The organism is Kribbella sp. CA-253562, from assembly GCF_050942265.1.
Lineage (GTDB): Bacteria > Actinomycetota > Actinomycetes > Propionibacteriales > Kribbellaceae > Kribbella.
Window position 1 is genome coordinate 2439436 of record NZ_CP192049.1, and the last position, 26877, is coordinate 2466312.

Below are 26877 nucleotides of genomic sequence, written 5' to 3' on the forward strand. Positions count from 1 at the left end.
TGGAAGCCGTCGGCAATGAGTTCGTCCTCGCGATCGAGCCTTCAAAGCCATAAAGAGTTCAGAAGGCAGCTGCCCGAAGTGGCGTTCTCACTGCGTGGCTTACAGTTTGGCCGGGGCGCGGTCGTGGTGATGGAGTGCGCGACGGATGCCCGTCGCGCTCGAGTCCCTCACCACGACCGGAGTCCGTAGCGCAAGCCTGAGATGCATCAACTACACGTCACGAGGAGTCAACCTCCACGAGATGTCGTGGTCGATTACCCGGCAGTCCCCTTGATGTGGTCCTGAACGAGGTGAAGGCTCGTTCGGCCACCGACGACCAACGGGAGCAGCCGCCTCCGTGGCCGCCGTGAAGTGTACGCCGCCCCAGACGCGACTCATCCGACATTGCTGCTCGCACGCAGTGAAAGTGGGAAGTTCAAGGTGATGTCTGCAGCGGGCGTGATGCCGCCTCACTCGGGGTGGATTCCAGCGTCTTGGTGATCACCTGCTCGATGTCGTCATCGGCGATCGTCCGCGGCCGGCCCGGACGCGCCTCATCCAACAACCCATCCAGTCGCCCGAGAAGGAACCGCGACCGCCACTTCGACACCGTCGCCCGCGACACATCCAGCCGCTCGGCAACCCCACTGATCGTGGTGACATCCTCGGCACACTGCAACACGATCCGAGCCCGGAGCGCCAACGCCCGCACCGTCTTCCGCCGACGACTTCACCCCTCCAGCAGCCGAGGCTCATGGTCGGACAACACCGCAGGATCGACCTTCGGACTCGGCAGCACCGCAGTCTACGGACTAGAACGAATTTCTGACTTAGGGCACTAGCCATCGAAAGTCCGGTCTGTCAGATCCAGGACATGCCATTGACACATCTACCGGGTCATCACGATCGTCACGTTGAAAGTGGCTTTTCAGCACTCCTTCTCTTCATTGCCGAAGTACTGACACCATGGGGAAACCCATTGCTGGGTAATCAATTGATCTTGAGGGCTTCTCATGACAACAGTACTGTCCCAATTAGCGGTTTCCTGGGTGAGCACTGTATTCCAATGGCTGGAGTAATGCATCAGATTGCGGACCCAAGACGTTCCCCCACCCTGCGCGTCATGCGTCCAATACTGCCGGTTGTCCGAAGGATCGCAAGGCTTCTGCGCAACGACGGCGCCGTCAACGGCCAGACACTGCTTGCTCCACCTATTTACCCACATGTACCACCCATTCTTAGGGTTCTGGTATTGCCATCCATTGGCATTATCCCAAGCCGTGTTGTAGAAAAGCTGCGCTCGTGTGCCGTTCACCGTGGAACCATCGGCGCCCCCGATGTTTAATGCCCAACCACCGCCCCACGCGGTCTTATGTTTGACGATAACTCCAGTAACGTCCGCCGCGAGTGAAGATTCGGGAAAGGCGAGAGTGCTTGTCACGACGACAGCCAAGGCCATTCCAAGGCGACATACTTTGCGCAAAACCACAATTAATCCTCACTTTTTTTCGCCCCGGAGTTGCTGTTCTTTTCTGCTGAGCCACGCACACTGCCCGAGAAGACCGGCCGCTTCACAGACGACGGAGTTGCAGGCCAATCAGTGACGCGAAGCTACGAGAATGACGACACTGTAATGGCGCATGCCCAAACGGCCATTAGCCCGAGATCTATGGGCGTCGACAGGCCACGTCATGGTCGGGTGGAGCAGTGCTCAATCTGTCGGCCGATTCTTCGTCGCCGGTGACCGAAACGTCAATGAGGGTAATCCCTCAATCAGACCGACGCGGCGGCCACTCCCGTGGCGGGCAACTGCGACCACAGGGACATTGGGCGATGCGGCGCCTCTGGGCTAGACCCGAGAGCGCTGGGGACGAGGTTCGTTGTCTACGTTGATCCACCTGTCCACGCCAATCGCAGCCGGCCCGGATGGAGGCGGTGCCGCAATCCGTCTTCAATCAGAGCGGAGGCCGGACTAAACCCTCAGGCCCGCTGTGTGGGCTCAGCAGCCACACGCACCGAGGCGATCGCCCCAGAGGGCAAACGCAAATGCTGCATTGTATCGACTAGGCGGTTCGCGTAGACAGGGTTGTGAGGTTCGACGTATGCGGGGTCGCGGGCCATCGCGCACAAGCACCGCAGCGGCGAGTTGTCGATCTCCACGTCGACAGCGAACTGCCCATACATGGTCAGCCGAGCTTGCAAGTAGGACGGTCGAGTTCAACCCACGTGAGGGCGAAGACGATGCCCCGCGTACGGCGTCCGTCATCCCGCTGAAGCGTGGCGACCTGACCGATGCCCAAGTTGTATCCGTTGAGTACGCCAAAGCGTCCGTCGCGAGCCGGGACGCGTCGGGAGGCCAGCTGCTCGGGATCCATATAGTCCGTAGAAGAAGACGTGGAACAGGTCACCCTCGGGGTGGTCCACTCTCCGGCTCCCGTTCTTCGCACGCAGTCCTTCCTTGACTGTTGTACGAAACTGCCAAGGCAGTCGGATCTCGCAGTCGCAGAAGCATCGGTACTCCGGAGGCATGGAAGCGGTCCGCTGGATTCGAAGTAGCAGCGGGTCCGCCCTATATGAGGCGGTGAGGTTCCGGCCGGGGACGTTCGTGACGCCGGCGGCGATTACGACGCACCGGCGTTTCGACGAATTGTGCACGGCTGGCGGGGCGGTTCTGTCTCTAGGGGGTCGAGCGGTAGTTGCGCCCGACCGTCTGCTGCGGCGATCATCAGCGTCGGATTGACCGCCTAGGTCGCCTCGAGCGCATCGAACCGGCTCATGCGACTGTGCCTTGGCTGCGTCATGAGGTACTCGGGGTGACGTTGATACCTGGCGTGTGCGAGACATGCCTGAGCTGTCGGCGCGTGGTGACGTCGGCGATTCGTGAAGTTGACGACACCACGGTCTTGGGCCGGGTCGCATCCCGTGCCTTGGTCTGCCCACACCCGCTCGCTCCGACCGGATCCAGATAGAAGCGCAGAGCATGAGTCCCTGGCGCCGTATGAGTGAACAAGCCGCCGAAGCAGCCGTCGACCAGGTCTGCCGGGTGTTGCGTCTGCCGACGATCCGCGGCCAGTTGCCCGAGCTCGCTGCGAAGGCCAGCACCGACCAGATGTCGTATGTCGAGTGTTCCCAGCCGAGCTTCTACTGGCCGAATGCGACGACCGCCCGGCGCCGCTTCCAACGCCGGATCAGAGCCGCAGCGTTCCACGATCAAGTTCGCTTCGGGACTTCGACTTCGACGCTAACCCGAACGTCGACCCCGCCGTCATCAACTTCCTCGCCATCAGCGCGTGGGTCGAGAAGGACCTGCCTCAGTGCCTGATGGGTGACTCTGGCACCAGCAATTCCCACCTGCTGATCGCGCTCGGCACCGAGGTCAAGTACGCTCTCGCCGCGAACGAGCTGGTCGAGGCCGCAGACGAGGTGACCTTGACCGAGACGATCGCTCGCTACGGTCGCGTCGACGTGCTCTGCATCGACGAACTCGGCTACGTGCAGCTCGACCGGCGCAGCGTGTGCTGCTGTTCAGGTTTTGACCGACACGCGAGGAGAAGAACTCTGTCACGATCGCTTCGAATGAGTCGTTCACCGGCTGGGCAAGACCTTCACCGAGATGTGCGCCGCGATCGTCGACCGGCTCACCTTCGGCGGGAACATCATCGAGACCGGCACCGAGTCCTACGGGCGCCCACAGCCTCACCACGCACCCCCACCCGCTGACAGGCCTTCCGACGTGCCGAAGTGCCCGATGCCGCGTGAGGGCAGCTGGGATGGCCCGGGACAAAACGCCGAGAGAAGTGCGGTAAGCCGGTCGGGCCGCTGAAGATGTGCAGTTCCACCTCACCATTCCAGTACTAGTGAGCCGTTCGGAGCAGTGCCGTACAGGTGGATTTCGACCTGGTACTCCCACTGATCAGAAGGATGTGCCCGCTCGCGCTGCTCACCACACCGTCCTCGCGTTTCCCCCATCCGCGGCTGACCGGACAGGACAGCGCCCCGCAATGGCCGTAGTGGCGGATTCTTCATGGTCTGTTCTGCGCGATCGGTGCCCGGTCGCATGGGTTGGGGCTTCTCGATCCGCGACTCTTGCTACTACGCACGACGAGACGGTGGCGGATCGCAAGACGGCTCTCACGCCGAACCGATCAGGTGATCGCTCTCGCATTGGGCGGCGTGTCGAACATTCTGATCGCATCTCGCCGTTGGCGGGCCATGTGGGGCCGCTTCGCCCGATCGCGCGGGAACTGACTGGACGCGGCCACCAGGTCCGGTGGCACACCCGGTCGCCGGTACGCGTCGACCGTCCAGGAACTCGGCGCCCCAGTTCAGGCCGATGAGCCTCGCACTGGATCGCGAGGAAGGTCCACTGGACGAGGCCTTCCCGGAACGCGCGAAGCTGCGTGGTCTGGCCAAGCACGGCTGGCGTCTGCGGATCCGATTCCTTGCAAGGGCACGCCACACGGGACTCCACCGCTGCCAGCCCGAGCATGGCCAGAACAGTTCCGGCGATACCGATCCGGTCGAGCTCTCCGGGTACAACAGCAAAGGCACCAAGGATCTTGACGCCAAGGCGTCTGCAGTCATGGGTCGATGTTGTCGATCCCAGCGAGGTCCTCCACAGCCTTCTCAGTGATCGTGACGGACAAAACAGCGCAGCCGTACCGCCTGATCTACAACCTGAAACAGCCGAGCTGCCCCAGCGCGAAGAAGGCAGGGGATAGCTTCACCCGGGTCAGCGCGTGATCGTGCCGGTACCCGTCGCACAATAGGGTGCTCGCGGGGGCTGACAGGCTGTTCGGCCACACTCAGATCAAAACGCTCAGACATCGCGCTTCCCGAAGGCGGTAACTCTGATCCACACTCACTCGTCAGTGCCGCCGAACCTCAGTAACAATGACCGCCAACGGCCGGGACTGTAAGAAGTTCGGTGTAACTCCCAATCGTGGGAGTAGATCTGATGACCGAGATGATGTCTGACGTGGAGCATGCCGAGGAGCCGAAGCCTGAGCCCGGGCTGGATGGCCTGGATGAGCAACTGGTCGAGCAGTTGGTGGGACAGGCTCGGGCCGGCGGGCTGCAGTTGACCGGTGAGGGCGGGCTGTTGCAGCAGCTGACCAAGCGAGTGCTGGAATCCGCGCTCGAGGGCGAGATCACCGATCACCTGGGCTATGACAAACACGACCCGGCCGGCCGCGGGACGGGCAACTCCCGCAACGGGGTGCGCACCAAGACGGTCCTGACCGATATCGGCGAGGTGGCCATCGATGTGCCGCGGGATCGGGACGCGAGTTTCCAGCCGCGGATCGTGGCCAACGGCAAAAGCGGTTGTCGGGTGTGGACGAGATGGTGATCTCGTTGTCGGCCAAGGGCCTGACCACCGGCGAGATCTCCGCGCACTTGGCCGAGGTGTATGGGGCGCAGGTGTCGAGGCAGACGATCTCCACGATCACCGACAAGGTGGTCGAGGGCATGGTCGAGTGGCAGAACCGGCCGCTGGATGCGGTGTATCCGGTGGTGTTCATCGACGCGATCCACGTCAAGGTCCGCGATGGGCAGGTGTCGAACCGGCCGATCACCTCGCGTTGGCGGTGACGCGTGAGGGACACCGCGACATCTTGGGTTTGTGGGCCGGCGACGGCGGCGAGGGCGCGAAGTACTGGCTGCACGTTCTCACCGAGCTGCGCAACCGCGGTGTCGCGGACGTGTTGATGGTCGTGTGTGACGGGCTGACCGGGCTGCCGGACGCGATCGGCACCGTGTGGCCGCGGGCGATCACCCAGACCTGCATCGTGCACCTACTCCGCAACAGCTTCCGCTACGCCGGCCGCCAGCACTGGGACGCCATCGCCAAGGCCCTCAAGCCGGTTTACACCGCCCCGACCGAGGCGGCGGCCAAGGAACGGTTCGTCGAGTTCGCCGAGGCCTGGGGCCAGCGTTACCCGGCCATCGTGCGGCTGTGGGACAACGCCTGGGCCGAGTTCGTACCGTTCCTGGCCTTCGATCCCGAGATCCGCCGAGTGATCTGTTCCACCAACGCGATCGAGTCCGTGAACGCCCGCATCCGCCGCGCGGTCAAGGCCCGCGGCCACTTCCCCAACGAACAAGCAGCACTCAAGTGCGTCTACCTCGCGGTCATGAGCCTGGACCCCACCGGCACCGGCCGCAAACGCTGGACCATGCGCTGGAAACCAGCACTCAACGCCTTCGAGATCGCCTTCGACGGCCGCCTCGCCGCCGGACGCAACTAACCCTCTTCAACCCGAGTTACACCGTTCGTTTGACAGTCCCCCACGGCCGGCCAGCTGCCGTTCAACTTCGCGAGCAGAAGCCGTTAAGATTCACACGCAGAGCCAGATGCCGATGAGACTTGCCCTTGCCCTCCTAGCATGGCCGGCTGCAGACGCTGTCTTTGATGGCCGCCAGACCTCGCTTGAGGTCGCTGTTGGTGAGATGACCGAACCCCAGGATGAGGGCGTTGGAATCGCATGTACCGGTGTGGAAGTACTTGGCTGCGGCAGGTGCGATGATGCTTCGCCGCGCGAGTTCCCCGCTGATGCTTTCGGCAGAGACGTCGCACTCCAGGTGGACGGCTACGTGGCTTCCCGCAAGACCGCTGAGGCGCATGGCCGAGGCGGGGTGCAAGGCTTCCTCGACGATTCGGCGCTTCTGCTGATATGACCGGTGCAGCCGGTTGGTGTATCGAGCGACCTCGCCTGATGTGAAGAGCTCTTGGGCAGCACGCTGAGCCAGCGTGGACGGGTGGGCTTTCGTGAGAGCGATCTGAGCTTCGGCGGCCTGCACCAGGCGCCCGGGCAGGACCAGGTATCCGAGCGGTAGGTCGGGGGAGAAAAGATGCTCGAAGGTTCCGAGATGAACTACTGAGTCGTTGGAACGCAGTGACCACAGGCAGGGCAGGAACGCATCGTGGCCGTGCAGATCATTCGCCATGTCGAGCTCGACAAGTACGGTGTTGTTGCGCGCGGCCCATGCAAGCAGCGCGTGGCGCCGCGCGAGCGGCATGCTGCCGGCTAGGGGAAACTGGTGAGACGGTGTGACCACAGCGAGCCCCGCGCCGTCGGGCAGGCGATCGATCCGGGCACCGTGGTGGTCGACTGGTACAGGGAAGGTCGTTATCCCGCGGGCATTGAGAATCGAGTGCACCAAGGGGTGTGTGGGGTCCTCGATCACCGCAGGTTTGCCGGAGTCTGCCATCAGCTGAGCGAGCAGGTCCATCCCATGGAAAAGTCCGTTGGTGATGACGATCTGGTCGGGCTGGCATCCCAGACCTCGCGTCCGCGTCAGGTGAGCTGCTACCTGTTCCCTCAGGAAAGACAGACCGAGCGGCGGAGCGTGGGTTCCGGAAGGTGGCGCATAGCTGGCGCGCTGCCAGGCTGATCGCCACGCAGCTACTGGGAAAGCTTCGGTATTGGGGCGGCCAGGGCTGAAGTCGATGGTGTGCCGCCGCCGGATGGATTCTGGCTTGGAGTGTCCGTTGGGCTTCCTGACGGCGTCGGCGACGAACGTGCCCGCTCCGGGCTCGGCGCGCAGGTAGTCCAGGGCGAAAAGCTCGGTGTACGCGGTCACGGTGACGGTACGTGAGACCTGCAGCATCTGCGCTAGCGCGCGGCTGGAGGGAAGTTCGCTCCCGGCTGACAGCGTGCCTGCCTCGATCGCCGATTTGAGTTGGTCGACGATTTGCCGGCACAGGGGCTGGTTGCTGTCTCGATCCACGGCGATCGGGACCCGTACCACGTGAGCGACGCGCATAGCCCCGGAGTCCCCTCGCCGGCCGAATTCGTCGCCTGACAAGCAGGCTCGTGAGGTACTACGCAGCAGCACCGGACCGTGGATCGTGGGACTCGACGTTTGAGTTGGGGCGGCGATGGCTCGCGTCGGACGCCCGGATTACGGTGGACGATCGCCGTGCTTGCTCTGGCGGCTCCGGCCGGTCGTGATCCCGCCACTTGATCCGCGGCGCGCGCCATGGATCTTGGCCAATTGCTCGGTGGCCTCGACCTGGATCAGCACTCGAATCACCACCCGGACCGCTTCCTGGTCAGATTGGCTCCACGTGGACGAACCTGCTTCAAGCCACCGAGGCGGGTGGACGACCTGCAGGCCTGGGCACGCTAAGCGGGCCGTAGGCACCTGTCGGAAGGCAGATAGGTAGCACCTACCGATGCGTCGGCCGCAGCGGATCACGAGAGTGGGGAGACGGGGACGAGGCCTGCCGAGGAAAGGGTGGGAGTGATGACTGGGCAGCTGTCGGGGTGGACCGCTCTACATCAGATGTCGCGTGTAGGACTGGGCGCAGTGCATAGTTCCGATCTGCGTCCCGGTCAGCGTGCGCGCGCAGGGTTGGTACGCGCCGTCTGCTGCCTCGATTCGAACACGAGCGGATCGCGCATTTCCGGACATCCTGTCGATCGCACAAACGCGCGAACGAGCCCCCGGCATCTCAGGATCGGGCTGTTCCCGCACGGCATCAATTCAGTCGGCACGCGTGCTCAGACACGTCGCACGTGGAGCGGCTTGGCGCACAGTCGGCGGACGTGCACGAAGTAGTCGGCACACGACACCCATGGAGGAATGCGGATGAATCACCAACCTTCGCAGTACGACGCTCTGGCCGAGGCCTACGCTGAGATCGAGTGGCCGTTGCGTACCTGGGTCGAAGTGCCGAGTGTGGTTCGGGTTCTCGGTGACGTCGCCGGCCAGTCGGTCCTTGACGTGGGATGTGGTGAGGGCCTCTACAGTCGGTTGGTCAGCAGGCTGGGAGCGACCCACGTCGTCGCGACCGACGCATCCGAGGAGATGATCAAGCAGGCTCGTGAGCGGGAGAGCGTCGACCAACTCGGGATTGAGTACTTGGTGGGTCATGCGGCGAGCCTGGGGGAGATGGGTGAATTCGATCTGGCGCTCGCCATACATCTGCTCCACTATGCCTCCGATGTACGGGAACTACTGGCCATGACCACTGCCCTGGCGAGCAGGATCCGATCCGGTGGTCGTTTGGTCGGCGTCGTACTGAACCCAGATTTCGACCACGGTCAGCAGACCCAGCAGTTCGGCTTTCGGCTCCGTCCCCACGCGGGCGGCGACGGCGATGCGGTCGTCATGGACCTCTATCCCGATGCGGCGGGCAGTACGCACCAGCCGTTCAGCCTGCACGCTCATTACTACCGGCGACCCACCTACGAACATGCTCTCCGCGCAGCGGGGTTCCGCACGATCTCATGGCATCGCTTCGAGCTCGCAGCAAACGCGCCGACTGGGCAGACCGCGGAAGTCTGGGAACCGGTGCTGCAGAACCCGTACGCCGACATTTTCGAATGCGTGCGAGCGGCATAGGACTCCGCATCCAGGAGCCGGCTCTGAAGTACGTGACGAACGGTCGGCCATGTACGCAGCACGACGGTCTGGTGGAGGGTTGTGTCACGTCTGCCTGGTCGGCGGGGGACCCAGGTGTTCAGCATGCCCTGATACTCCGAGTCCCGCGATGGGTGGGATGTGCACGCTGCCATTGACGTCCGTTCCAGAGTCCGACCACGGTATCCCGGCGGTGAGGCACCGATCAGCGACACCACGGCGGAACCCCTGGTCGTTCCGATGTGCTCGATGATGCTGCGTGGTTTACGGTGTTGTGCTGCGGTGCGGGCACTAGGGTATTCCCCCATCACGCGATGCTCGGCGTGGCAGGCAGGCTACTTCAAGGCTGCAGTTGGTCCCTGGAGATCACAGGCAATTGATCGGAAACGCGGTACTCCACCCACAAAGGTCCTTGTCCAGCGCGCAGCAGGTGCAACTGTGCCCCGCGTGGCGTGCATCTGCCCCGAACTCGTCTCGCTCGTTGGGGTGCAACGACCACCCGGTGGGGGCACGTTCACCGGTACTGCGGCGGGGTTGGCGCGCGATCGATCGTCGCTCAACACGCCTTCAGGCCCGAGCGAAGCGACACGGGCGGCTGCTTCGGAAGCTGCCCGGAGCTCTTCCGGCGGAACCGCCTCGTGATAGAGGGGCGATCACCGTCATCGGTTCGAGAGCACGCAGGGATCGGCCGCCGGAGACCTGCTTTTGCCAATCGGATGACCAAGCCTCGATCGCGACGTCCTTCTTGTCCTCCGGCAACCAGTCGCGCAGCCGCTCAATGTCGGTCACTGGGCGGGCCGAGAGAGCTGTCAGCCCGGTGACTATCAGCCTTCTCGTGCCGTCGGGGCGCCAGTTGCCGGGATGTAAATCGCCGTGCACCAAGGTGTTCGGCAGCCCCGAGGACTCCAACTCATCGATGAACCCGGGCAGCGCATCTCGTAATATGCGGGCCGGGGTGAGATCTCCGGCCCGACAGTCGCCCGCCGACTTCGCCGCCAGCAACGCGATCTCGCCAGCTCCGCCGGCAGATCCCGAGCCAGCAGCTTGGGCACGTGGGGTTCCGCTCCAGCAATCCCAGCCTGAACTGTGACCCACCGGCTCACCACCTCCTGCACAGGCGACAGATCCGGCTCCCGGCGTCGATCCCGGGCGCGTGCGTGAGCAGGGACCACCGGTTCTCGAGGTCGACACCGAGCACAGTCGACGCGACGGCTGCGTCGTACCGGCGAACGTGCTCGATGATGTCCGCCTCCACGCTGCAGAACCGGCTGATCGCTTGGCCCACGCGCCACCCCGGGCTGTGGGGATGCGGACCAGACACGACAGGCTCCACGTCTTCACCTGAGTCGGGACTCCGTCTTTCCGGGTGTCGATGGCGGCCGCATCAGGCGAGGGGTTCGAAGTTGCCGTCAGAGCTGCCAGTGAATGCCGGCAACGATTCGCGTCATCGCCGTCTCTCAGATCCGATCGCGCGCCGTCGTTCGTACTGTTCAATGGGACGGTCCGGATGCCGCGGGCGGTGGTGCTCGGGCCGACTTGTGCACGCTCCTCCCATGCAGGCTGCCTTCGGGCAGCCGGCGTGCACTGGCGGTGATCGCCCGCACCGGTGAGACGCTTGGGCCGGGCGATCACCGCCCCTTTGATCTGGTGCCCCCTCCAGCTCAGATGTTTTCGATCGACTCGTCTAGCAGCGTGACCGCGGCATGCGCTGGTGGCGCCGCGTTCTCCTGCCGCCGATCTGGACTGGGGGCGCGACCGATCGAAGGGCGTTCAGTGAGGTGCGGAAGCGTTCGATGAGCCCGTTGGCCGGGACGACAATCAACGTGCGGTGAGGCGGATGGATCCGGTCCCGCACTGACCGAGCGCCGTCGAGTGCGCGATTGACCGCTCGTCGGCGGGTGATCCACCAGACACTGGGCGGTCAAGACCTGTCGTCTGTGGGACCCCTTGTCTTCGTCGACGCAGAACTCGCCACTCGTCACGATGCAGTGTGGCTCGCGAGTTGACGTTCGTATTGTCGTGTGAAGTCAAGTTCCACCTCGGACACGAACTGAGGTGTCAGATTGGCCTCCAGCCGCCTTGACCGATGGGACGATCGAGTCCAGTAGAACCACGACGTCGCGCAGGCGCGTTCGGTGACGATCAAGCGGCTGCGCGACAGGTCCAGCTGGACGGAATGCGTGCAGCAGTTCCCGGCGCCACGCCGCGTCTGGGCCCGAGCGGCTAGGTCGGCCGACGCTGCTGCAACGGATCAGGGCGCCGCGCCCGCGAGGGGAGTGGTAGCGGTCGGGCGAGCGGTGTGGGCCCGGTGCTAGGAGGCCGTGCGGAGCTCCCAATATTTGGTGGAAGCCGCCATCCCATAGTCCGTAGATTCCGTCCTGGTTCAGTGTGGCGTTGTTGCTCTCGCTGGCATCCGCTACACCATCCAGAACAATCACTCCAGCTGGAAGAAGGTGCCGTCGAACTTCCTGGTGACGATCGGCATTTGAACTGAGGTCGAGCTGCCAGCTCGCTGTTTCGCCTGGCCGATCGCGATGGCTCGCGGCGGGCCGGATGGGCTGATGGTGCTTTCGGTGGGAACGGCGGCCGTGGTCGGGCAGCCGCGAGCCCACGGCTGGTGCCGGCCAGCGGAGTGCCGGCGAGGATGCGGCGGGTGAATCAAATCTTCCGCGACTCCGGAACCGGTCGTGTCGTCCACACCGCCGAGCCCGAATGCTGCGTACCGACCCCGGCGACCACAGAAGCCTCCGCAGAAGCGCGCCGCGAGCGCGAAGGCGCCGGGTGCCGTCCTCGTCCCGAAGGGGCTAACGCTCTCCAGCGTGACCGAACGGCGAAACGGCGGGCCGACCGGGCGTGATCCGCTGGCCGGACTGTACGCGTATTGAACTCCGTCAGTTCAAAGCGCGAGCCCTTCGCTTGTCGCCACGTGTAGGAGACGAAGACTTCATGAGCACAGAAGCACCGATCCCATTTTCGCACCCGTTGCCTGAGAGCCTGGCCGACCGGACCGTCCTCATCCTCGGCGGCAGCTCGGGCGTCGGCAAGGCGACTGGTCTTATGTTGCGCAGTCTCGGCGCCCGGGTCGTGTTGGTCGCGCGCGATGCCGACCGCCTGGCTGCCGCAGCGGCCGACGTTCGGGCTGCCGGCGACTCCACGGACGCAGTGGTGACGGCGGCGGCTGACGCCACTGACGAGAAGGAACTGCAGCGGGTTGTGGACAGCATCGACAAGCTCGACCACGTGCTGGTAACCGCTGCGTCCGTCTCCTTCGGATCGCTGTTCGACGACCATGGTGGCCGTGGTGATGAGTCTCTGACCACCCGCTTCAACGCCGGTTGGAACGCCGCCCGCGTGACAGTGCCAAGGCTGCCAGCGGGTGGCTCGCTGACGTTCTTGTCCGGTGACATGATCGACCGTCCTCAGCCTGGGGGCTCCGTGGTGTCGGCAGGGGTGGGCGCGATCGAAGCGCTTACCAGGGCGCTGGCCGTTGAGCTGGCACCACGTCGGGTAAGGGTCAACGCGATCAGGCTCGGCTCCACTGACACTCCACTGATTCGGGGATTCCTTGGCGAAGACGCCGACGCTGCTGTCACCGCGTTGGGTGCCGCTTTGCCGCTCGGACGGCTCGGTACCGCAGAAGAGGCCGCATCGGCGGCCATCTTCTTGATGTGCAACTACAACACGACAGGTTCGACGCTTTCTGTCGACGGAGGACAGACCCTGGTGTAAGTCAGACCGCGATGTACTCAAGACTGTTCCCGAAAGGCGGCCGGAGCGGCGGATCGGCGGACTGGCGGACTGGCGATTCGAATCCCGGTGTCAGGGGCCCGGTGCTGCGACGACGGACACGTTGTTCGCGGCAATTCAGATCATCCATCCGGGTGAGCAGGTGCCTCCCCACCGCCACTCCATGTTGTCGATCCGGTTCGGGATCGAAGGTGAGGGAGTTGTCAATCTGGTCAACGGAACGCGTGTGCCCATGCGGCGGCTTTCATCCTCGGCCAGCGTTGTGCCGGAGGGAAACGATCCAGACCAAGCTCGAGGGGACGGCCGCGACCAGCGCTGGTCGATCGGAAAGGCGGAAAAAATCGCGGCATCCCCGGCCCAATGTTGCTGCCAGCTCCACGCCGGAACAGCGAGGACATCGCCCTGCGCCCAGCCGATGGTCTTGCCCGCCACCTCACTAACTCCAAAGCCCTCGACAACCATCACGACGCTCGAGCACGCCTCCCGCCACCGACCCGGCGGTGAACATTCCGTCCACTCCGACCGAGTCTGATCCAGGTGGAGAACACGCACAACCGTATGGGTGGGTGGGTCTGGGATCTGGCGCAGATGCGGGAGGTTTGTGCGCTGGCCAGGGAGCGGGGAGTGGCGACTTTCTGCGACGGTGCGAGGATCTTCAATGCGGCGATCGCTCGAGGCGAGGATCCCGCTTTGCTCGCCGGGCCTTTCGATCTCGTGGCGGTGTCGCTGACGAAGGGTCTGGGGTGCCCGATCGGTCGGTGGTGGGGCGGTGGTCGTGCAGGAGCGGTGTCGAATGCCACCGATCCACCTCGACTCTCCCGAAGGCGCATTACCTCAACCAGCGAACGATGGAGATCTTCCGTCAGCACGGGGTCGACCCGGACGCCGGCGAGCCTTCGTGCCCCGCCGCAGCGGGCGGGCATCATCGGCTGCTGTCGTCAGGTGAGCTTCCCGATCCCCGCGACGGCTTTCGGTAGGCTGCGGGTAACGAACTGGCTGAGGCTGGGTATATCACAATGGACTTGCTGGAGCGTGACGAACATATCTCGCTGTTGGTGCGTGCAATGAGCGCAGCAGCGGGCGGGGCGGGTTCGGTCGTTCTCGTCACGGGTGAGGCAGGCGTCGGAAAATCCAGTCTCGTGGAGGCTTTCCTCAACCAATTACCCAGCCACGTTCGGGTGCTACGAGGAACTTGCGACGACCTGCTCGCTCCGCCCTCGCTAGGTCCCTTTCGCGAAGCTGTGTCCGGTACCGATGGGCCGCTGGAGCACGCGCTCGCCAGTGATCGCCTCGACGAGACTATCGCAGCGCTGGCGCTCGAGTTCCGTGACCGGACGACAGTGCTGGTCATCGAGGACGTGCATTGGGCCGACGACGCGACGCTTGATCTTTTGCGGTATCTCGCCCGCCGGGCGTTCCGCTACCCGGTTCTGGTCCTCCTGACCTGCCGTGACGGTGAGGTGGATTCCCAGCACCGGCTTCGACAATTGCTGAGCACGTTGGCGACGGTTCCGACGCTTCGTCTCGCGCTGGAACCGCTGACTGCGTCGGCGGTTGCACGCCTGTCGACGGACTCCGGCTGGGACCCCGCCGAACTGCATCGGATCACGGGTGGCAATCCGTTCTACGTCGTCGAGGCCCTGGCCGGGCCCCACGGCGTATCGGCGTCGGTGGCCGACGCGGTGCTGTCCCGGGTGCGGTCGCTCGAGGTGTCGACGATCGCCGCGATCGAGCAGTTGTCCGTCGTTCCGAATGACATGGACCTCTCGTTCGCTTCCTCGCTCGTTGGCGACGCGTACAGTGCGCTGGTGGAGGCCGAGGCTCGAGGGATTCTTGTCGTCAGGGGTCAGCAGGTGGGTTTCAGGCACGAGATCGCCCGTCGAGCGATCGCCGCGAGTATGACTTCGATCCAGCGGCGCACCATGAATCAGAACGTCGTCCGAACGCTGCTTACGGTAGACAGCCCGTCGTTGTCCAGCTTGGTCCACCATGCCTTCGAAGCCGGCGATGTCGACGTCTTGCTTCGCTACGCCCCGCTGCTTGCCCGAGCCGCAACCAACTCCGGTGCGCATCGGCAAGCGCTGGCGTCATTCGAAGCGGTTCTGCCGCACGCAGGCCGGTTACCGCTCGTCGAGCGCGCTCTCCTGTACGAAAATTACGCCTGGGAGTTGCAGTTGGGCTCCCGCTTCGCCGATGCCGTCCAAGTCGGCCGGGAGGCCGTCGAACTGCGGCGCCAGGAAGGCGATGCGCCTGCGCTGGCCGAGGCTCAAACCCGCCAGGCTCGGCTCCTGCTGATGGCCGGCGACGTCGGCGCTGCCAGGGAACTCGTCGAGCGGGCGGTAGCCACCGCGGGCCCGGCCGCATCCGAGTCGTTGCAGGCGGCTGTCAACAGCGTTCGTGGTGCGGCCATGATCTACGCGGGGAAGATGGTTGAAGGGGTTCAGGTCCTGCAGCGAGCACTCGACCACGCAGTTGCCTCTGAACGCCTGAAGTTAGTGCCGTTTTGCCTTGCGTACACTGGCGTCGCTCGCTGCGTCCTGGGGGAGACCGAGGGATTGGCGGATGTCCGCGCCGCGATCGTCTCGGCGCGGGCGGTCGACCCTGGCACGGCCTCGTTCTGTCAATACATCCTGGTCGATCTGCTGTATCGCATGCACAGGTGGGACGAGCTTGCCGAGGAGGTCAGTGCAGGTCTTGAATGGTCCAGTTCACAAGGGCACTGGTCCATGGTGCACGGTGTCGAGATTCTTCGCGCAACGCTGGATCTGCGGCACGGCGACTGGGCGATGGCGGACCGGCGTCTTCGGCAATTGATCGAGGCGGTCGACGAGCCTGGGCTACTGGCCGCTCAGGCCTACCCGCTGCTCGGTCGTCTGCTGGCCCGACGCGGCCACCCAGATGCTTTCGCTTTCATCCAGGCCGCCTGGAACCGGGCGATCGCCGGAAAGCCGCTCCTCACAGTGATCGACGCGGGAACAGCCTTTGCCGAGTGGGCGTGGCTCAACGATCGCCGAGACCTGGCCGCCGACGTACGGGACTTGGTTCTCCGCCAGTTCCCTGCTGTGCGCGGGCCCCTGTTCGGCGAACTGCGGAGCTATCTTCACCGAGCCGGCACACCGCTGGATGCCGAGGTACCCAGAAGTGCTGTCCTGTTCGAGCCGATCGCGGATGGGCTGACCGGTGACTGGGAATCGGCGGCGGCGGGCTGGCGTAAGGCCGGTGACAATTATGAGGCAGCCCTCGAGCTCGCCTCGTCGGGAAGAGTCGGTCCGATGACGGAGGCGCTTGAAATCCTGGAGAAGCTCGGTGCGGATGGCGTCGCCGCGAGGTTGCGCCATGAGTTGAGGAACCGCGGGGTTCGCCTTGCGCCACGGCCTTCACCGCGCAGCCCAGGGACCGCCAACCCCGCCGGGCTCAGCGATCGGCAGTTGGAGGTCTTGGCGCATCTCAGCGAGGGGCTCACCAATCGGGAGATCGCCGATCGGTTGGTTGTTTCCGTCCGCACGGTCGATCATCATGTCGCTGCGATCCTCGCCAAGCTGGGTGCTGTGAACCGGCGGGAAGCGACGACGATCGCCCGATCGTGGCAGCTAGACGCAAAGCCGTCCGAGGGCCCGAGCCGAAACCCCTAGCGACGGGCAGCTGCCACGAAGGTGGAGCAACGCTGGCTGTGAGGCGGTCTCGAGCGGCACGTAACACCCGCGGGAAGGTGGCGACAGAGACATCCGCTGGTCCGGTCGACCTGGCTCAGCACCCGACCACCGCAGCGCCGTTGTAGCCGGAGGGTGCGAGCGCCGGTCGCCGGAGAACGAACCTGAGTGGCTGCGGACGCCTTCCCTTCTGCTGGCGCCGGCTGACCACAGTCCATCGGACGAACCTCAACTGGTCCTCTGGGCTACCCCGCCTCCGTGCTGCTGGCCGGCTGGTCGCGTAGCCAGGGCTTGACCAGCTCTTCGCTTGCATTCCAGAGCTCTGCGCGACGCTTCGGGTTGGACACCCGCTGCGGTATCCGAAGCTTTCCCTTGGGGCCGAAGAACCCACCCGCAACCTGTGCCCCGTCGAGGCCGCAGGCCAGCGATACCGGCAGGCGCGCGGCGTCTTCAGCTGATGCCCCCACCATGCGCTGCACCAGCTTCGTCAGCAGGCGCACTGGGCGGGACAGTCCGCGTGCGTTGTCGAACACCTCCGTGGCGACAGGGCCTGGGAAGACGCAGGCTACCGCGATGTTCGTGCCCGTGGTCCGCTCAGCCAGCTCGAAAGCGAGCAGGTCGTTCGCGAACTGAGTCCGGCCGGAAACTGAGAGTCCGCGTCCACCCTCGCGGAGTTGCAGGTCGTCCATGTCGAGGGTGTCGCGATACTTGCCGGCGTTGGCCACGATCACGACTCGACCCGAAGGCGCGATGGCGATGAGCGGAAGCAGTCGACGGATGAGTAGGTAACGTGAAAGGTAGTTGAGAACAAAGGTTCTTTCGAGACCCTCCTCGGTCCTCTCCGCCACTGTGGACAAGATGCCGGCGCACAGCACCAGTGCATCGAGGTCGCCCGTCAGTTGCGTAATGGCCTCAGCCGCGCGGTCGGTCTCGCTCAGCAGCGACAGGTCGGCCTGTACGAAGCGGTGGTCGCGTCCAGAACTGACACGCTCGAGCGCGGAGATGACTTCCGCGCCGCGGCTTTCGCTGCGTCCGACGATTATCACTCGGTGCCCTTGCCGTGCCAGCTCAATGGCGACCGCACGGCCGATCCCTCCCGTCCCGCCGGTCACGACAGCCGTCCTGGGCCTGCTCGTGTGCTCCTGCCCCTGCATCCTGCTCCTCCAACACTTCGATTGCGAACGTATCGACGGTAGAAGCCGGATCGACGACAATCTATGTGTAACAGTCCGCAATATCACATCGATCGTCTGGCGACAGAGGACTGAACCGCACAATGGTCTCCGTGGATGTTCTGAGCGCGGTACTTCGTGAACTACGGTTCGAGAGCGCTGGTTACCGGTTGCTCCGGCTCGACGCGCCGTTCGGGGTGGTCTTCGACAAACCCGGCGTACGAGGGATGCACGTCCTCGTCCGGGGCCAGTGTGAACTCGTCTTCGACGATGGCACCATCCAAGAGCTCACCGCCGGAGATCTGGTGGTCTTTCCCCGAGGCGACTTCCATACCTTGCGGTCGCCGGGCGTCGACGCGTCGCACGCAGTTCCGGGGTTCGATTTCGCAGCTCACACTCCCGGCCCGAAACTCGGCACTGACGACTCCGGGATCGACACTGTGGTGGTGTGTGGCGGCTTCGTCACTGCCGAGCCGGACCATCCGGCGCTGCTTGGCATGCCGCGCGCTGTCCACGTCAGCGGCGACCTGGACCGGCCGCGGCCGTGGTTGGCGCCACTGATCGACGCACTCGCTCTCGAGGCCACCGATGGTGGACCTGGGAGTGAACTCGCCATGGCCCGACTGTTCGAAGTGTTACTTATTCGTGCTCTACGCGACCACAACACGCGAATAGATCAACCCGGTTGGCTCGCCGGCCTCCGAGATCCCTTCGTCGCGTCGGCACTTGCAGCATTGCATGAAGACCCAGCGCGCCCCTGGACGCTCGCCGGCCTGGCGCGAACCGTCGGACTGTCCCGGGCATCATTCGCCCTTCGGTTCACCAGTCACGTCGGCGAACCCGCGATGCGCTACCTCCTTGGCCTCCGGATTCAGCGGGCAAAGGCGCTGCTTCGAGAAACTCACGATACGGTCGCAACCATCGCGACCCAGGTGGGGTACCAGTCGGATGTGGCGTTCGCCGCGGCATTCAAGCGTGAGGTCGGTGCGGCCCCAGCCGCATACCGGCGGATGGCGATAAAGCTTCGAACGTCCGCCGAAGAAGCAGGCATGGTCGCGACAGAACAGTGAGCGCTGCACGTCGCCTGGTCTGCCCGCAACAGGGCAATCCGCCCTCCGTCCGCATAGGCAATCGTTGCCCATGCCAACCGTGGCCGTTGGCCACTATAAAGGGCAGGACTGGAAGGGAGCGCGCGATGGAATTCGAGCAAGAGGTAGCGCGTAGGCTGCGCGATGTCCCCGCGCTGAGCGGTAGATCCATCGAGCTCGTCAAGGTTCCGTACGACTTCAGCTCGCCTACGACCGCTGGGCTGTACCGTACTTCCGGTGCGTTCGTGAAGGTGCTGAGGCCCTACCGGCATTGGCCGCTGGTTGATCTTCTTCCGGAAGACTTCAGGCAGCTGGCACTGGCAACTGACTTGTGGCGCTACGAGGCCGACGTGTATCTCGACGGACTGAGCCGATCGCTGCCAAGCGGTCTGCGGTTGCCCCAGCTGTTGGGGGTGGAATCGGTTGACGACCGCCTGATTCTCGTCCTGGAAGACGTACGGCCCGCGACAGTTCAATGGGATCACCAACGCTACGGCCGGGCCGCCGAACTTCTCGGGCGTCTGTCGGCTCGGTTGACCGCGTACGACGCTCTGCCAGCCGTCGCCTTTCGGGCCCCCGGTCAGCTGATCCGGACTCTGTACACGTTCGTCCAGCGGTTCGCGCATCCGGTGTTGCTGAATCCGGAGACATGGAAGCATCCCCTCTTGGCCAACGACAGAGACCTCCTGGACGAGCTTGTCGGTTTGGCAGCGCGAATGCCGGCGCTGATGGGCGAGCTCGCGCAGCGACCTCAACTGATGAGTCATGGCGACGCGTGCCCGCAGAACCTGCTGGTTCCCGCAGACCGACCGGACACCTTCGTGGCGATCGACTGGACGCTGAGTGGCCTGCTTCCCGCGGGTGACGACCTCGGCCAATTGCTGATCGGGCGCGTACATTCCGCCGAGCTCGCCCCAGCCGAACTGGGTGTACTACGTGAACTAACGGTCGAGCGCTATCACGCAGGGCTAGTGGCCGAGGGGCGAGCCGACGTGACGCCTGAGGACGTCCGAGCTGGGCTGGACGCCTCGTTGCTGGTCAGAAGTGCCTTCCTCTCGGTACCGGTCGAGCGACTCACTGAGCCTGCCACTCCGGAGTTCGAAGAGCATGTCGCTGGTCGGTTGCAGCTGACTCGTCGGTTGCTGGAACTGAGCGGCGGTGATCAGTAACTCGCGTGCAGGTTCGTTATGGTCGTGTGCTCGGCGTCGGTGTCAACCTAGCGACTACCCGGATACGCCAGCCACTCTCATCGTCGTAATGGGTCGATAGGGCCGATTGGCGTCCACAGTCGGAGTCGAGCCGAGTTCGGGGCTCCTTCGGCAAGGGCATGGGGGCCACGTCATCGACGCCTATCGTGGTCGGTGCCCGGGTACGGATACCGCGGGGCAGAGCATGCGGCCGATCGCCGTTCAATGCGTCGTCGACCTCGGTTTCGTGGGCTACCAGTTAGTCAGTGAGCTGGCACGGGCGCTGCATCCGAGGCTGCCCGGAGCGCTTCGGCCGCTAGCAGCGGGGCGATCATTGTCATCGGTTCGAGCGCCCGCAGCGGTGGCGACGTGGTAGCTCACGCCGCCAAGCGGATGATCTCGCCTGGCTCGCCCAGATCGGTTTGTTTGTCCTGCTTGGGCTGCTCGCCAGCCCGTCCCGGCTGCCGGACGCGCTGCTTCCGGCGCTTCTGGTCGGCGGTGCTCTGCTGTTCGTCGCTCGGCCGCTGTCGGTGCTGTGCTGCGCGACGCCGTTCCGCATGCCGTGGCGAAAACCGGCTTCCATTGCTTACTCTGCTCCAACGACCGACGCTGCCGCTGGCCGTCCGCCGACTGGCTCGTGGAGTCCAGCGCCACCCGTGAGGTGACGATCGAGTCCGCGCCTCTGGAGGAAGTCGACGCCACCTTGCTCCAGTTCACCGTCCGGCACGGGTCCAGGCTCGCCGGGGTGACCGTCGCAGAGCTGCGGCTGTGAAGTTACCAGCACGGCGACCACGTGCGGCGAGGCGAGGCCTTGGGCCAGGCGGTCTTCAGAGCCTTCAGGTGGCGGAAGATCTCGCGCTGCTCGGTGGATAGCATGCCGGCGTCGTGACTGCCTCCCGTTCGCGGTTTGGCTCACGCATCGAGATCCAAGCGTGTGGTTAAGGTGCGTGTCCCACTCGGACACCGCCCCTGACCCCCGGCTGATGGAGGCGCAAGCCAGCTCTCTCGCAGATGAGCGGCCGGAGGCCCACTACCGGGACACGATGAAGACCCCGAGGGTTTCGGCGTTCGGGGCGACGAAGACCAGGCTCGGCAGCGGCTGCTAAAGAAGCTTCAGGAATGGTCGCGGGCCGGTGCAACCGGCGAACTGACGTCCATGCATCGGTGCCGGCAAGCGACAGAGCTGTGGGTGGCAAGTAGGAGGAGGCTGTCGCCGACGGGCGAAGGTCGCGACGTCGCTGGACAATTACCGGCGGCACCTCACGAACCACTTGCTACCCGCAATGGGCGACGTGCTGCTAGGTGAGACTCGGACACCAGGGTGGTCTCGGCCATCAAGAGGACCGTCGGCGCTCGAACGGCGAAGTTCCGTCGCAGTGTGATCTCCGGGGTGATGGGAACTCGCGGTTCGCCAGGGTGCGGTGGACGCGAACCGGTCCGGGATCTTGAGCGGGTCGAAGGACCAGTGAAGGCGCCGCCGCGGGCGCTGACCTGGGGAGGTCGTAGCACTGCCCCAAGCAGCTGCCCTCGGACAAGCGTGCGATTCGTGCGGACTTGCTAGATTTCGTGACGTTCATGCTGGCCACCGGAGTTCAGATCGGTGAAGCCCTCGCGGTTTCCTGGGACCAGGTCAATCTTGCCGAAGCGCGGGTCGCGATCACCAAGACCGTCGTGCGTCTCAAGGGCGAGGGGTTGGTCGTCAAGCCGACGAATTCCCGAGCGGATGAGCGTGATCTGGACCTGCCGAACAGGGCGGTTGCCATGCTGCGGCGGCGGTCATGTTGGAGCGCGGCTCGACGAGTCGGTGTTCTCTCACCGCGCACGAGGCCCCCGTGATCCGTCCAATGTGCGTCGGGATCTCCGAGAGGCTCGGTCTAGTCGCTAGCGGAGCGCGGCGGGACCTCGGTCTGTCTCTGCGAGCCGTACGTCGGGCTACCGGGACGTCGCGCGTCCGTAAGACGACGGCGACGACCTGGACGGGGAGGGGCAGAGTGCCCGGCAGATCGGCCGGGGCACGCACGACGTGCTTGGACCACCGGGGTGACCACCTCGACGCGGCGGACCACGCACTACGCGAACTGGATGCTTTTGCCAATTGCGCGGGGCGCATCACCGAACTCGCAGAGCGCGACGGACTCTACAGCTGGATCCGATCCAGGGGCGGACAAGGGTGTCTCTCGCCAAGGCCCATACACCGTGTATCCCTTCGTGGAAAGGTCATAACAGCTGACCCGGACCCTGAAGACTCCGGGACCCTGGATGCAACTCGCCCTTGCTCCAACCTTGATGCCTTGCCAGTCGGTGATGTAAGACGTGCTGCAACTCAGCGCATATGCGGGCGTGGACGGCACTGCTAACACGCCCGCGGCTACGAATCCGGAGACAATGGCGGCCCTGATCGCACGACGATGGTTGCTATGTGCTCTCGGGAATCGGCGAAATGCCGACAAGCTAGCTCCCGCGGTCAGCACGGCGGCAATGTTCCATGACCTAAAATTACGCAAATCTAGTCTCCTAACTTGCTGCTTTTGGTGCACCCAGCAGAACGCTGATGGGTTTCCCGGCCAGAGCCACAGTAGATTTCGGCTCGGCGAATTGCTAGCGGGTGAGGGTGGATATGCGGGAAATCCCCACTCCGAGGTCGGTTGACGACGTGAGACCCGTCGTCGCGGACCGTCTGCAGAGACCGATCTTCGCCGTGCGTCGGGAGACCTCGTTGCGCACCTGGGATCACCGATCAGGAACGTCGCATGCACAGCACCGCGGATGGGCTGCGGAGGCAGTTGCAGAGTCACCCATCGCATGGCAGCGCAGCTGCAAGGCCTGCCTGCGGCCTCTCGAAAACCAAGTGTCCAAATGACGTCTTAGCGTTTGAGTGATAGGTCTGCAGACGCGGCGATAGCACGCAAGACCGGGATGGTGTGCCCCCCGAGGGCAACCAGTCGGCGGCGCAGCGCCACGGATCGGTGGCGGCTTCCCCAGCTAGCGCCCGACTTGTCTGACCGCAGATGTCTGTGCAAGAGCTCAGATCGCACAGACCAGCGTCGACAACACGTGGCCAGACTTGCTACTCAACTCAGCCTCGATGAGGCGCCAGAGCACTTAGGGCTTCGCTTCATGGCGATCACGCCCCGCTCGCACCAGGGAAGGCAGGTGAGACGGCTCCGTCGAGGCCACCGATGCCGGCAGATCCCAGTGATGGGCGATTGCGGCGTACAGAGCCGAGGACTGCATGAGATCCTCGTGTGTACCTATCGCGTAGTCATGCCCGTCCATAGCGAGGATGCGGCGTGCACGGGCGGCGGATGTCAACCGGTGGGCGATGACGATTAGCGTTGTTCCCGGTCGCGATGCGAAGGCTGCCTCGGCTCGTTCTTCAGCAACCGGGTCCAACAAGGAGGTCGCCTCGTCGAGCAGAACGACCCGGCACGGCGAAAGATACAGGCGCGTCAGCGCCACGAGTTGCTTCTCTCCGCCGGACAGTTCGGCGCCGCTGGCCCCGACCATTGCTTGCAGGCCACCCAAGCGGGCGATCACGTGATCCGAACCAACCGCCTTAGCTGCGTGCCAGATCCCTTCGTCGGTCGAATGGGGGCTGAGGTAGCACAGATTCTCGCGAAGCGTGCCGGCGAAGACGTACGCCTCCTGGGGGATGTACCCAACCAGCCGGCGAAGGTCCGCGTCGCGGATCCGGCCGACCTCTACTCCGCCGATCTGGACAGTGCCGGCAGTTGGCTCGATTAGGGCCGCAACCAGCGCTGCCAACGTGGACTTGCCTATGCCGCTCGGGCCGACGACCGCCAGGTGATCACCCGGCGGGATGCTCAATGACAGGTCGCGAATGACGGGCTTGGCCTGCGAGCTGTAGCTGAAGGTGGCGGAGGAAAGGTCAATTCGTGTATCGCTCGGCCCCGGCAGCATGTCCCGGCCCTGGCCGGTGGATATGGCGAACCTGCCGCCAAGCCGCCTTACGAGAACGACGATCTCCAGCCCCCACACTCCAATTGAGCCCAGCAAGCTGCGCAGCGCCGGCTCGAGTGTCGTCACCAGGTATGCCGCTGCACCCACCACCTCACCAATCGTCACTGAGCCGCGCCCGACAAGCCATGGCGCGGCGGCGAGAAGCACAATCAGGGGTCCCTGTGCACCAAAGAATGTGAACACCATCCGGCTTGTCTGTGCGCGCGCAAGACCTACCGAACGGGCCGCCTCGGCGTCGATCGCGTGCTGTACTTCTGCGACCGCTCGGTCCTCGGTACCCATCGCAATGAGGTCACGGGCGGCCGTCAACGCGTCCCCAGCCTGCTTCGACACCTCCTCCTCGGCCATTAATACCTCAAGGTTTCGGCGGGAGAGCCAAGGTAACGAGATGACGAACAGCCCGAACGATGCGACAACGAAGCCCGCGGCGATCAGTGCGATCGGCGGAGCGAGCAGGGCGAGGCCGATGAACACGCCCGCCACGGTAACGATTAGGTGTTGCGTCGCCCGAAGAAGTACCGATGTGAGTCCACGTAGCGACTGCATCTGCGCGGTGACACCCGTCACTGGTGAGAGGTCGGGCCTCGGCCCACCGAGAGCTGCCGATTGGATGCTGCCGCGGACGACCCGGATCAAGAAGTCATCATGCACCGCCTCGACCAATTCGCTCAGCGGCCCGTAGGACAGCGCCGTCGCCACTGCGCCGACAATCGCCGCCACACCGAGCAGCACCAATGCGCCGAGTCCCATCGCGACACGACCGGCGGCAAACTCGTCCACGGCACGCCCGATCGCATAACCGGACAGGACAGCCGGAATCGTCTGTCCTGTGGTCCACAGGACAAGGCGGGCATGTTCGCGTCGTCGCGATAGTAGAGATTTCCTGAGTAGTCCGAGGCCAACATCCACTGGGACGCCTACCTTCCCCTGAGACCTGTCGTGGCGGGTGGAGCAGCCGCCTCGTCAGCTGCGACAGCCCCGAAAAGGGCGCGATAGTCCGGTTCGGTTACCCAGAGCTCGGCGTGCGTGGCAACTGCCCGGACTCGGCCGCCATCAAGCCAGGCGACCGCGTCCGTTCTGGCCGCTGTTGCTGCGCGGTGCGTCACTATGAGACGGGTTTGACCTGCGAGCCCCGCCGTGATCGACGCAGCGATCTGGGCCTCGGTCACAGTGTCGAGGCTGGACGTCGCGTCATCGAGCACGAGCACCCGCCTATCCTGAACCAGGGCGCGCGCCAGCCCAAGCCGTTGCAACTCACCGCCGGAGAATCGTGCGTCGAGGAGGGGTGTGTCCGCGCCGTTGGGCAGGTGGGCGACGAACGCCTGACAGCCTGAGGCGTGAAGTGCTGCTTCAATCCGCTCGGCCGTTGCTCCAGGACTTCCATAGGCGACGGCCTCTCGTACGGTGGCGCCGTACAGCACAGGGCGGTCGAACGCATACGACACGGCCTCGCTGGTCCTAGCAACCGTTGTGCCGTCGATTGACACGCAACCAGCGTCAGGCTTGAGCAAGCCACCGACCAACATCGCCAGTGTGGTCTTCCCCTCGCCGGAACGCCCAACGAGTGCCATGGACGAACCTGCCGGAACACGGAGATCGATGGCCCGCAGAAGGTTCTCGTACGAGACATTCGCGATGCTGATCTCGCCGGCGCCATCCGGCCGACCATTGCGTTCATGTCCTTGCCAGAGCGGAGAATCCTCCAGTACTTCGGAGATGCGATTCGCGTCGGCTTTGGAGGACACGAGGCTGATTAGGTTGTCGACCTGGCTGAGGCCGGCCGACGCGTAGCCGACGTACATCACTACGGCGAGCAGATCGCCTGCGGAGAGCCGGCCACCAGCCGCTCCAAGGCCTCCCACGGCGAGGACGAAGATGCTCACCCCTGTCAGCGCCAGCCTGAATTTCCAGGCGATCGAGCGCTGCACTGCCCAGACGCGCCGAGTCGCCTTCCCGAGGTCGCTCCGCACAGCGAGGACGCGCTCAGTCTCCCGGTGGAACGTTCCTGAGGCTCGGACTGTCTGCGCGCCGGCAATTGCGTCAGACAGCCTGGCTGTCAGGACGCCGAGGTGCCGCTGATACGCCTCGAAGGGGGCCATAGCGCCACGTGCCGAGTGACGCAGCATGAACACGACGGGGATCGCGGCAAGGATGAAAGCAACCGAGACATGCCAGTCGATGATCCACAAGGCAACTACCCCACCCACCGACGTCAGGGCGGCCGCGACGAGGGATGCGATGGCTGGCACGTATTCAGCCGCACGCCCCGCGTTCCCGACGAGGCGACCCACGAGGTCGCCAGTCGAGTATCGGCGGGTGCCCGGAACTCCTAGCATGAAGGCGTGCTTGAGGAGGTCTCGCCGCAGGCCGGCAGTCGCTACCGCAACCGCCGTGTGCCGAGCGAGGTAACCTGTCACCTCGGCTGCTAAGCGCATGGTGAGAATTACGACCAGCCCGGCAAAGAGGGCTGTGTTCGCTGCCTGGTCCGATCTACGCAGCGCATCGTCGACGAGACGTGCAGAAACTGTTGGCACAGTCAACGATGTCGCAGAGCTGACCAGCAGGCAGGCCACCACGGCCAGCAGAAGTCTTGGCCTCGCATGGAGCATCCTCAAACGAATGTCACTCACCTGGTCTCGTGGACATTTTGTATCCGTGATAGTCCTTGCGAGCGTCAGCATTGCCACCATCTCCGCCACGACTG

General features: G+C 64.4%; 19 protein-coding genes and 2 pseudogenes. 11 read left to right on the plus strand and 10 right to left on the minus strand.

From position 1 onward, the window contains the following. Positions 1-415: 415 nt before the first annotated feature. Entirely contained in the window at positions 416-682 is a 267-nt protein-coding gene (locus tag ACQPXM_RS11830) for a helix-turn-helix domain-containing protein (RefSeq protein ID WP_432947769.1), read from the minus strand. Between the two features lie 225 nt (positions 683-907). After that, on the minus strand, positions 908-1468 hold the full coding sequence (locus ACQPXM_RS11835) for an RICIN domain-containing protein (protein WP_432947771.1): 561 nt from the start codon (positions 1466-1468) through the stop codon (positions 908-910). A gap of 1634 nt (positions 1469-3102) precedes the next feature. Between ACQPXM_RS11835 and ACQPXM_RS11840 the strand changes: the two genes are divergently transcribed. Together ACQPXM_RS11840 and ACQPXM_RS11845 are read left to right on the plus strand one after the other, a co-directional pair. Continuing rightward, positions 3103-3699 (plus strand): ATP-binding protein, encoded by a 597-nt coding sequence (locus ACQPXM_RS11840; protein WP_432947773.1) that lies wholly within the window; start codon positions 3103-3105, stop codon positions 3697-3699. A 1249-nt stretch (positions 3700-4948) separates the two neighbouring features. Continuing rightward, positions 4949-6227 (plus strand): annotated as a pseudogene (locus ACQPXM_RS11845) (IS256 family transposase). A 133-nt stretch (positions 6228-6360) separates the two neighbouring features. Here the strand turns inward: ACQPXM_RS11845 and ACQPXM_RS11850 are convergent. Continuing rightward, positions 6361-7746: a PLP-dependent aminotransferase family protein gene (locus ACQPXM_RS11850; RefSeq protein ID WP_432947775.1), complete on the minus strand. Its 1386-nt coding sequence runs from the start codon at positions 7744-7746 to the stop codon at positions 6361-6363. A gap of 828 nt (positions 7747-8574) precedes the next feature. Between ACQPXM_RS11850 and ACQPXM_RS11855 the strand changes: the two genes are divergently transcribed. Continuing rightward, positions 8575-9330: a class I SAM-dependent methyltransferase gene (locus ACQPXM_RS11855; protein WP_432947777.1), complete on the plus strand. Its 756-nt coding sequence runs from the start codon at positions 8575-8577 to the stop codon at positions 9328-9330. 585 nt (positions 9331-9915) lie between these two features. On the opposite strand, the gene ACQPXM_RS11860 is transcribed toward ACQPXM_RS11855, so the two are convergent. From ACQPXM_RS11860 to ACQPXM_RS11870, 3 genes are all read right to left on the minus strand, one after another. Further along, the gene (locus tag ACQPXM_RS11860; RefSeq protein ID WP_432947779.1) at positions 9916-10350 is read right to left on the minus strand and encodes a hypothetical protein; all 435 of its coding nucleotides are present in this window, start codon (positions 10348-10350) and stop codon (positions 9916-9918) included. Between the two features lie 97 nt (positions 10351-10447). Further along, the gene (locus ACQPXM_RS11865) at positions 10448-10633 is read right to left on the minus strand and encodes a hypothetical protein (protein WP_432947781.1); all 186 of its coding nucleotides are present in this window, start codon (positions 10631-10633) and stop codon (positions 10448-10450) included. A gap of 1149 nt (positions 10634-11782) precedes the next feature. Next, positions 11783-12046, minus strand: a complete 264-nt coding sequence (locus tag ACQPXM_RS11870) for a hypothetical protein (protein ID WP_432947783.1) — start codon at positions 12044-12046, stop codon at positions 11783-11785. Positions 12047-12294: 248 nt separating this feature from the next. Between ACQPXM_RS11870 and ACQPXM_RS11875 the strand changes: the two genes are divergently transcribed. Next, positions 12295-13077 (plus strand): SDR family oxidoreductase, encoded by a 783-nt coding sequence (locus ACQPXM_RS11875; protein WP_432947785.1) that lies wholly within the window; start codon positions 12295-12297, stop codon positions 13075-13077. A gap of 135 nt (positions 13078-13212) precedes the next feature. Here ACQPXM_RS11875 and ACQPXM_RS11880 read toward each other — a convergent pair whose 3' ends face one another. Continuing rightward, on the minus strand, positions 13213-13527 hold the full coding sequence (locus ACQPXM_RS11880; RefSeq protein WP_432947787.1) for a hypothetical protein: 315 nt from the start codon (positions 13525-13527) through the stop codon (positions 13213-13215). 99 nt (positions 13528-13626) lie between these two features. Here ACQPXM_RS11880 and ACQPXM_RS11885 point away from each other — a divergent pair. The 3 genes and pseudogenes from ACQPXM_RS11885 to ACQPXM_RS11895 form a co-directional block, all read left to right on the plus strand. Then, positions 13627-13845, plus strand: a pseudogene (locus ACQPXM_RS11885) (beta-eliminating lyase-related protein); the annotation flags it as partial. Positions 13846-13856: 11 nt separating this feature from the next. Next, the gene (locus ACQPXM_RS11890) at positions 13857-14072 is read left to right on the plus strand and encodes an FAD-dependent monooxygenase (protein WP_432951001.1); all 216 of its coding nucleotides are present in this window, start codon (positions 13857-13859) and stop codon (positions 14070-14072) included. Between the two features lie 39 nt (positions 14073-14111). After that, on the plus strand, positions 14112-16727 hold the full coding sequence (locus tag ACQPXM_RS11895; protein ID WP_432947789.1) for an ATP-binding protein: 2616 nt from the start codon (positions 14112-14114) through the stop codon (positions 16725-16727). Positions 16728-16990: 263 nt separating this feature from the next. Here ACQPXM_RS11895 and ACQPXM_RS11900 read toward each other — a convergent pair whose 3' ends face one another. Beyond that, complete coding sequence (locus tag ACQPXM_RS11900) at positions 16991-17857, minus strand: SDR family NAD(P)-dependent oxidoreductase (RefSeq protein WP_432947791.1); 867 nt, start codon at positions 17855-17857, stop codon at positions 16991-16993. 173 nt (positions 17858-18030) lie between these two features. Between ACQPXM_RS11900 and ACQPXM_RS11905 the strand changes: the two genes are divergently transcribed. The 4 genes from ACQPXM_RS11905 (at position 18031) to ACQPXM_RS11920 (ending at position 22028) form a co-directional block, all read left to right on the plus strand. Continuing rightward, complete coding sequence (locus ACQPXM_RS11905) at positions 18031-18987, plus strand: cupin domain-containing protein (protein ID WP_432947793.1); 957 nt, start codon at positions 18031-18033, stop codon at positions 18985-18987. Positions 18988-19112: 125 nt separating this feature from the next. Continuing rightward, entirely contained in the window at positions 19113-20174 is a 1062-nt protein-coding gene (locus tag ACQPXM_RS11910) for a phosphotransferase (protein ID WP_432947795.1), read from the plus strand. 553 nt (positions 20175-20727) lie between these two features. Further along, on the plus strand, positions 20728-20964 hold the full coding sequence (locus ACQPXM_RS11915) for a hypothetical protein (RefSeq protein WP_432947797.1): 237 nt from the start codon (positions 20728-20730) through the stop codon (positions 20962-20964). A 794-nt stretch (positions 20965-21758) separates the two neighbouring features. Then, a complete protein-coding gene (locus tag ACQPXM_RS11920; RefSeq protein ID WP_432947799.1) occupies positions 21759-22028 on the plus strand; it encodes a hypothetical protein in 270 nt (89 codons plus the stop codon). 1266 nt (positions 22029-23294) lie between these two features. Here ACQPXM_RS11920 and ACQPXM_RS11925 read toward each other — a convergent pair. Continuing rightward, on the minus strand, positions 23295-25082 hold the full coding sequence (locus tag ACQPXM_RS11925) for an ABC transporter ATP-binding protein (protein ID WP_432947801.1): 1788 nt from the start codon (positions 25080-25082) through the stop codon (positions 23295-23297). An 8-nt stretch (positions 25083-25090) separates the two neighbouring features. Next, the gene (locus ACQPXM_RS11930; RefSeq protein WP_432947803.1) at positions 25091-26863 is read right to left on the minus strand and encodes an ABC transporter ATP-binding protein; all 1773 of its coding nucleotides are present in this window, start codon (positions 26861-26863) and stop codon (positions 25091-25093) included. Between the last annotated feature and the right edge of the window lie 14 nt (positions 26864-26877).

Bases quoted from the DNA above. Each gene is read 5' to 3' on its own strand.
- ACQPXM_RS11850 (WP_432947775.1), bottom strand. From the start codon at position 7,746: ATGCGCGTCGCTCACGTGGTACGGGTCCCGATCGCCGTGGATCGAGAC.
- ACQPXM_RS11930 (WP_432947803.1), bottom strand. From the start codon at position 26,863: ATGGTGGCAATGCTGACGCTCGCAAGGACTATCACGGATACAAAATGT.
- ACQPXM_RS11910 (WP_432947795.1), top strand. From the start codon at position 19,113: ATGGAATTCGAGCAAGAGGTAGCGCGTAGGCTGCGCGATGTCCCCGCG.
- ACQPXM_RS11895 (WP_432947789.1), top strand. From the start codon at position 14,112: ATGGACTTGCTGGAGCGTGACGAACATATCTCGCTGTTGGTGCGTGCA.
- ACQPXM_RS11875 (WP_432947785.1), top strand. From the start codon at position 12,295: ATGAGCACAGAAGCACCGATCCCATTTTCGCACCCGTTGCCTGAGAGC.
- ACQPXM_RS11855 (WP_432947777.1), top strand. From the start codon at position 8,575: ATGAATCACCAACCTTCGCAGTACGACGCTCTGGCCGAGGCCTACGCT.